This is a genomic window from Acinetobacter sp. AS5 (assembly GCF_048957595.1).
Classification (GTDB): domain Bacteria; phylum Pseudomonadota; class Gammaproteobacteria; order Pseudomonadales; family Moraxellaceae; genus Acinetobacter.
The window spans coordinates 48,310-54,704 of the sequence record NZ_JARDAL010000026.1 but is presented as its reverse complement, the minus strand read 5'-3'; the positions used below and the strand labels follow the sequence as shown (position 1 = coordinate 54,704).

Sequence of the window (6,395 nt, the reverse complement as noted above, 5' to 3'; positions counted from 1 at the left end):
TCACCCGATAAAATACCCATAAAACAAGAGGAAGCTCAAATGAGCTTCCTCTTGTGAAAAATTGTGGGACAGCAATGAGCTTAAGCTTCCTTTTTTTATAGATGCTCGATTTTCTAAGTATTTGAAATTTATTATCTCTGTCTATTCTTGTAAGCATTCGCTTACATCAATTCCAGCACTTTGCGGCTGTTTTGAATAGTGTAAATTTCCTATGATAGCTTTAACAGGAACAGGACGTTCCGCACAAGAATAACAATAGATAAATACAAGGAAAGTAAGGTAAGACAGGAGTTATACCAAGCGAACCCATACGGAAAACCCCTGGCAGATGCCAGGGTTTTTCATTTCTATTTCTTTATAGAGCAACGCTTACAACAGCAGTGATTCAGAAACATGATTCTTAAAAATTCACTGTTAATGAGCTAAACAGACAAGTAGAAAACCTTTCACCGAAATTATGAATCTTCAGTGCTAAAAAAAGCACCTAAAGGTGCTTTTTCTTATTGCTGGGCTAAATTATAGCGCAACGATATTGATCGCATTTGGACCTTTTTGACCATCAACCACGCTAAAAGAAACGCGTTGACCTTCAAACAAAGTTTTGAAACCAGAACTGCTGATTTCTTTAAAGTGTGCAAAAACGTCAGGACCTGATTCTTGTTGAATAAAACCAAAACCTTTAGTTTCGTTAAACCATTTTACTGTACCGGTAACTGTAGTAGACATAATATAACCTGTTAAATTTTAATAATTTTAGTCATGCAAATGACTATGGATAACTTGGAAAAACAACAAGAATTGAAATAAAGATCTGAAAAAACTGAGGATTATAAATAATACTGCGGCACTTAAAGAAGCTTAACTAAACAACGCTTTTTTCTAGTTAAACACAGCATAGCCTAAATCATAAAATATTCAAGTTTTTTATATTTATTATTTATTTTTCTTATAAAAGTGGCTCCATTCTCTTTTTTAAAAAAATTCAAGCTAGTCTAGTTCTATTGATTACATTTAAGCTTTAGCGAAGCAAAACAATAAATAAACGTTGTGTTTACGTTACTTTATGTTAATCAGAATCGTTCAGTACTCAGCAAGATTTTACTAAGTCAGTGTATTTTATAACTTTGGGTAAATTAATATTTGTAGCTTTAAGATAGTTATCGTCATTGCTCATGTATAAAAATCCACCTATATTAAAACTCAATTGGAAAAATTAACTATAAGAATTTCTTAATTTTAATTTAAAACCAAATACGAGTGAGTCTCATGGATTACTGGAACAGTGTGTTACTTATATCCATCATCACCATGGTTGGATTGGCCATGATCATCCTGTTCGTCGGATGTAAAATGTGGAAGAACTTGGTGGTCACTTTACTGATTGCCACCTTGATTGGTTTTCTGATTGTATGTGCAATCAATTTTGTTTTTGGCGATCGTCTTCAATTTCTATGGGGTGCCCCTGAGACTGGCGATAGCAATTTTATGCTGGAAATGGGGCTGATGAGCCTGTTAATTGGCGGCGTGAGTACCTTTATCATTATGTTAGGCACTTTGGTTGCTAAAAGTAACAGTAGAAATCAAGGCGATGAAGACTAATTTTTCGCAAAATGCCAAGTGTCTTAATGAGCGGGAAAGTGCAGAAAAACATCGCATATGCAGTGCGTAGGCTTAAAAAATCTTTGTCAGCCAAATGTATAGTGCCATAGCGCTACGGGGCATAAATGGAGCTTCATATCCCGTAGCTGCATAATTTTCTGTATCAAAAATTTAGAACATCATTCTTAGACCTGCACCATAGATCCAGCCTTTTTCAGAATCAGAGCTTTGCTGCCAGGCTGTCTGTTTGTTGCCTTTACTATATTCATAACCCACTTCCAGATAAGGCATGAGCTTTTTGCTCAGTTCATAGCGTGTTTCCAGGCCCAAGGTGGCATGACTAAGGCCGGTTTTTTTCGCATTCGCTGCCTGATCATTCAGGATGACATCCAGTTCGACAAAGGGCTGCATAATCAGTTTCTGAGTCAGTAACAGGTCACGCTCTGTTTCCAGTTTTAATCCGACAAAGTCATCTTCACCGACATAGACATGAGCATCCGTTTCGAAAAAGTAGGGGGCCAGGCCATGCAGGCCAAATACTGCATCGAAGCGCTCGTTCTGCTGGTTTGTAGAAGGCTCGGCTAAATTTTCCTGTCGATAGCGCACCCCGGTCTGCACATCCCAAAAATCGGAAATATTGCGGCTATACAACACTTTGGCATCATATTCGGCCTGATGGGATTCATGTTTGTCGGCTTCTAACTTGAGGAAGATTTTATTTTCATCCGTGCCGACTCTGGCCTGGTTCTTGGACTTGAATGCTCCATTTCTCTCTGAACTATGCTACCATTTCTGGTCCAGAATAATCTGGCTATAAATCTGTGCACCATGTTCTTTACGATGATCATGTGCGCTGGCAGAACTGACTGAATTTTGTGGCGTGCTCAGCACCTGCTGTTGATGCAATAACTTTGGTGGCGGTTGATAGGATGAGGCATCTGCTGTTCCAGTATGCTGTGCGTGGTTATCAGCCATGTTTTGCATGGCATGATGTCCGCTATGATGCTGATGTTCAGCATGGCTTGTATGATCGCTAGAAGCTGCCGCAAAAATACTCAGACTGCTTAGGGTAAGCGCACTGCTGAGCACTGACTTTACAAAAAGATTAGTGATGTGCATGGCTTTCTCCTTGAGCAGCTGCTGGTTTTGAAGGCATTTTTTGTGAAGAAGGGTGAGATGTTTGATCTTCATCTACATGTGCCACAATCAGCTTGTTCATCATGCCGGCACTCATGTGATAGAGCAGATGGCAGTGAATCGCCCATTCTCCCAGTTCGTCTGCTGTGAGCAAGGTCGTGACCGTTTTCCCGGGCGGCACAATCACGGTGTGTTTATTTGGCATATTTGCAGCAGACTGACCATTTTCCAGCTGCATAAACATGCCATGCAAATGCATCGGATGGGCCATCATGCTGTCATTGATAAATTTCAGCTGGATCCGCTCGCCATATTTCACTTGAAGTGGCTCGGCATCACTGAATTTTTTACCATTCATGGTCCAGATGTAGCGCTCCATGGTTCCACCCAGACGAATCACCAGTTCACGTTCTGCTGCGCGGGTATCAGGTTGTGGTGTCAGGGCTTTGAGGTCTTGATATTGCAAGGCTTTGTGCCCTGCAGGCGTAGACATATTGGCCCAGCCCTCAACCGGCTGATGAGGCTGATTGGTTCCGGACATGGCATTATGACTTGCATGCATGTCGTGCTGGGCATGTTGATCATGTTCACTTGTGGCAGTCTGCATGGTCTGACTGCTGTGTGTGTCATGTGACATGTCATGTTGTTCGCCATGTCCCATATCTTCCATGGTCAATAAGGCACGAGGGCGCGGTGTTGGTAATTGAACCGGAGCCAGGGCTTTACTTGAATCAGTTGCCTGATGCAGACTGCCAATGGCAAAGCCTGAGCGGTCGATCGATTCCGCTTCAATCTGGTAATGCGCTGCAGTGGGTTCCACAATCACATCATAGGTTTCAGCGGTTCCGATACGGAATTCATCTACATTGACCGACTGCACCGGTTGTCCATCGGCACTGACCACGGTCATTTTCAGCTGGGGAATACGCACATCGAAAAACGACATGGCAGAAGCATTGATGAAACGCAGGCGGACTTTTTCATTGGGCTGGAACTGGCCACTCCAGTTTTGTTGCGGCGTTTTTCCATTGACCAGAAAGGTATAACCGGTAACATCAGATAGGTCGGTTTTCAGCATACGCATCTGGTTCCACATCTTGCGGTCTGACCAGGTGGCCTTCAGGCCATCACGTTTCACCTGCTTAAATACATCACCCACGGTTTCGCGCTGGTTCTGATAATATTCGGCCGATTTTTTTAAATTGTTCTGAATCTGCTGGCTGCCCTGTTCGTGAAAATCCGACAGCATCACTACATAATCCCGCTCGGTTTGTTCATGTGGAGGTAGCGATATCTGTGCTTTGGGGCGAATCACCAATGCGCCATAGAGGCCGTCCTGTTCCTGACCTTTGGAATGTGCGTGATACCAGTAGGTGCCGTTTTGACGAACCTTGAAGCGATAAGTAAAAGACTGCTTCGGTTTGATCCCCTGAAAACCGTTAAATCCGGGCACACCATCCATCAGCCCAGGCAGGAGGAGGCCATGCCAGTGCAGCGAGGTATCCTGATTGTTCAGGTTGTTTTGTACATGAATGACTGCATCATCACCTTCTTCAAATTCCAGCAAGGGTGCAGGGAATTTTCCGTTTACAGTGATACGCTTGACCGTCTTTCCGGTGAGATTGATCGGGCTTTCATCAATGACCAGATGATATTCTTTTACGGCTGCAAACAAGGCAGACGACGAGATGAGACCGAAGCCCAGACACAGGCTTTGACTGATTTTAAGCAACATAACTTAATCCTTAATGAATAAAAAAATTTAAAAATTCAGGATCAAGCTTTGGGTGGGCGCAGGATTTCTTGCCAGTAACCGGCAAGGTGCTGGGCATGGTAAGCAGGGAGGAGGGTTTTTTCCGGATAACCGTGATCAGGCACGCTTAACTCGGGCGTTGTAATGGGCAGGCTGGTGACCAAGTTCTGGCAGGCCATAGTGCCACAATCCAGACAATCTGATGACTGCTGGGTGCTGTCACTGACACAGTCCGGCTGAATCAGTTCCTGATCTTGATGATGATCAGTCTTATGCAGCGAGTGAGAAGCAGAGGGTTTTGTCATTTCCAGACAATGAGGATTCGTTTTTCAGACGGCATAACCAGATGCATGGTGTTTGCAGATGCGACAGACACACTGCTCCAGCCTATGGCAAAAACCACAAGCATCACCAACCAGATCTGTTTGACGAGCCGTATGAGCAAAAGTACACCCTGAAAAAATGCGCTGCATGTTTGAGCAATAAAAGCATAAACGCAGTAACTCAAATTAGCAAATTCTGGACAAGATTATTTTTTAGGTCACCTACATACTACTTTTTTCATAGGTTCAGGTTGCAGTTTCGCACTTTTCGCATTTTTTACAGTCTAGCAGCATCCCGAGTTTTTCTTTACGTCCTTGCTCGGTCATCACCCATGGGCGATTTTGCCAGGGCGGGGTATGCCGCACATGCTGGCCATGTCCGCAGGCCAGTTCTGCAACCCAATGCTGTTCCTCATCCAGGTGAAAACCGATAATGGCCTGTTGCATGGCATACCTCCCTTGAGCTCAAATTGCCTGAGCATCTATCTAAAAACCTATACAAAATAAGTCATGCAAAATCACCATAAACAAAAGAATCCACACAAGCTATACTCCTTGCCAAGTCATTTTTTGAAAAAGAGCAGAGACACATGCGCGTACTTGTTGTGATGGATCCCATTGAAAATGTAAACCTGAAGAAAGACTCGACCATGGCCATGCTGTGGGCAGCAGCACGTCGCGGGCATGAACTCGGTTATGCATTGCAGGAAGATTTATATATCGATCAGGGCAAGGCCTTTGGTCTGATCGCGCCGTTACAGGTATTTGAAGACTACGACTATTATTATGAACTTGGCGAAAAACAAAAAGAGTCGATCGCTGCTTATGACGTTGTCTTGATGCGTAAAGATCCGCCTTTTGATATGAACTTCGTCTATACCACTTATATTCTGGAGCAGGCAGAGCGCGAAGGGGCATGGATCATCAACAAACCGCAAAGCCTGCGTGACTGTAATGAAAAACTGTTCGCGACCCAGTTCCCGCATCTGCAAGTTCCGACCTTGGTGACTTCGCAGCAAAGCCTGATCCGGGAATTTTTAAAGGAACAGGTCGATGTGATTGTAAAACCGCTGGATGGTATGGGCGGCACCGGGATTTTCCGCCTGTATCAGGATGGCATCAACATCGGTTCAACCATTGAAATGCTGACCAATAATGGTACCCAGCCGATTATGGCGCAGCGTTATATTCCGGAAATTGTCGAAGGCGATAAACGCATCCTGATGATTAATGGTGAGCCAGTGCCGTATTGTCTGGCCCGTATTCCACAAAATGGTGAAGTGCGCGGTAATCTGGCCGCGGGTGGCCTAGGTGAGGCACGCCCCCTGACTGAAAATGACAAAGCCATTGCAGCAAAAGTAGGGCCGTATCTCAGAGAAAAAGGTCTGGTCTTTGTAGGGCTGGATGTGATCGGAAATTATGTTACTGAAATTAATGTAACCAGTCCAACCTGTATTCGTGAAATTGATGCGCAGTTTGGCACCTCGATTGCAGACGATTTATTTGCTGTGCTGGAAGCGGGGCAGGCCAATCAGGTTTAAAAGCAAAATCAGGTGAAAAAAGAGTCTGCTTGCAGGCTCTTT

At 44.0% G+C, this 6,395-nt stretch carries 6 protein-coding genes and 1 pseudogene; 2 read left to right on the top strand and 5 right to left on the bottom strand.

Annotation, left to right across the window (positions count from 1 at the left end; all coding sequences use genetic code 11):
- Nucleotides 1-516: 516 nt before the first annotated feature.
- Complete coding sequence (locus PV763_RS09960; RefSeq protein WP_004281299.1) at nucleotides 517-726, bottom strand: cold-shock protein; 210 nt, start codon at nucleotides 724-726, stop codon at nucleotides 517-519.
- 540 nt (nucleotides 727-1,266) lie between these two features.
- Between PV763_RS09960 and PV763_RS09955 the strand changes: the two genes are divergently transcribed.
- A complete protein-coding gene (locus tag PV763_RS09955) occupies nucleotides 1,267-1,599 on the top strand; it encodes a hypothetical protein (protein WP_005105347.1) in 333 nt (110 codons plus the stop codon).
- Nucleotides 1,600-1,770: 171 nt separating this feature from the next.
- Here PV763_RS09955 and PV763_RS09950 read toward each other — a convergent pair.
- The 4 genes and pseudogenes from PV763_RS09950 to PV763_RS09935 all read right to left on the bottom strand — a co-directional run bounded on the left by PV763_RS09950 (nucleotide 1,771) and on the right by PV763_RS09935 (nucleotide 5,259).
- Nucleotides 1,771-2,718 (bottom strand): annotated as a pseudogene (locus tag PV763_RS09950) (copper resistance protein B).
- The gene (locus tag PV763_RS09945) at nucleotides 2,705-4,471 is read right to left on the bottom strand and encodes a copper resistance system multicopper oxidase (protein WP_420937785.1); all 1,767 of its coding nucleotides are present in this window, start codon (nucleotides 4,469-4,471) and stop codon (nucleotides 2,705-2,707) included. Before PV763_RS09945 ends, PV763_RS09950 begins: the two are co-directional and overlap by 14 nt.
- 41 nt (nucleotides 4,472-4,512) lie before the next feature.
- Nucleotides 4,513-4,794 carry a hypothetical protein gene (locus tag PV763_RS09940; protein WP_228284853.1) on the bottom strand — a complete coding sequence of 94 codons (282 nt, stop codon included), beginning with the start codon at nucleotides 4,792-4,794 and terminating at the stop codon, nucleotides 4,513-4,515.
- A 264-nt stretch (nucleotides 4,795-5,058) separates the two neighbouring features.
- Nucleotides 5,059-5,259, bottom strand: coding sequence for a DUF3565 domain-containing protein (locus PV763_RS09935; protein ID WP_005245699.1), 201 nt, complete (start codon nucleotides 5,257-5,259; stop codon nucleotides 5,059-5,061).
- Between the two features lie 143 nt (nucleotides 5,260-5,402).
- Here PV763_RS09935 and gshB point away from each other — a divergent pair, with 143 nt between their 5' ends.
- Complete coding sequence (gene gshB / locus PV763_RS09930) at nucleotides 5,403-6,353, top strand: glutathione synthase (protein WP_420937784.1); 951 nt, start codon at nucleotides 5,403-5,405, stop codon at nucleotides 6,351-6,353.
- Nucleotides 6,354-6,395: the final 42 nt, after the last annotated feature.

Bases quoted from the DNA above. Each gene is read 5' to 3' on its own strand.
- PV763_RS09935 (WP_005245699.1), bottom strand. From the start codon at position 5,259: ATGCAACAGGCCATTATCGGTTTTCACCTGGATGAGGAACAGCATTGG.
- PV763_RS09945 (WP_420937785.1), bottom strand. From the start codon at position 4,471: ATGTTGCTTAAAATCAGTCAAAGCCTGTGTCTGGGCTTCGGTCTCATC.
- PV763_RS09955 (WP_005105347.1), top strand. From the start codon at position 1,267: ATGGATTACTGGAACAGTGTGTTACTTATATCCATCATCACCATGGTT.
- PV763_RS09940 (WP_228284853.1), bottom strand. From the start codon at position 4,794: ATGACAAAACCCTCTGCTTCTCACTCGCTGCATAAGACTGATCATCAT.
- PV763_RS09960 (WP_004281299.1), bottom strand. From the start codon at position 726: ATGTCTACTACAGTTACCGGTACAGTAAAATGGTTTAACGAAACTAAA.
- gshB (WP_420937784.1), top strand. From the start codon at position 5,403: ATGCGCGTACTTGTTGTGATGGATCCCATTGAAAATGTAAACCTGAAG.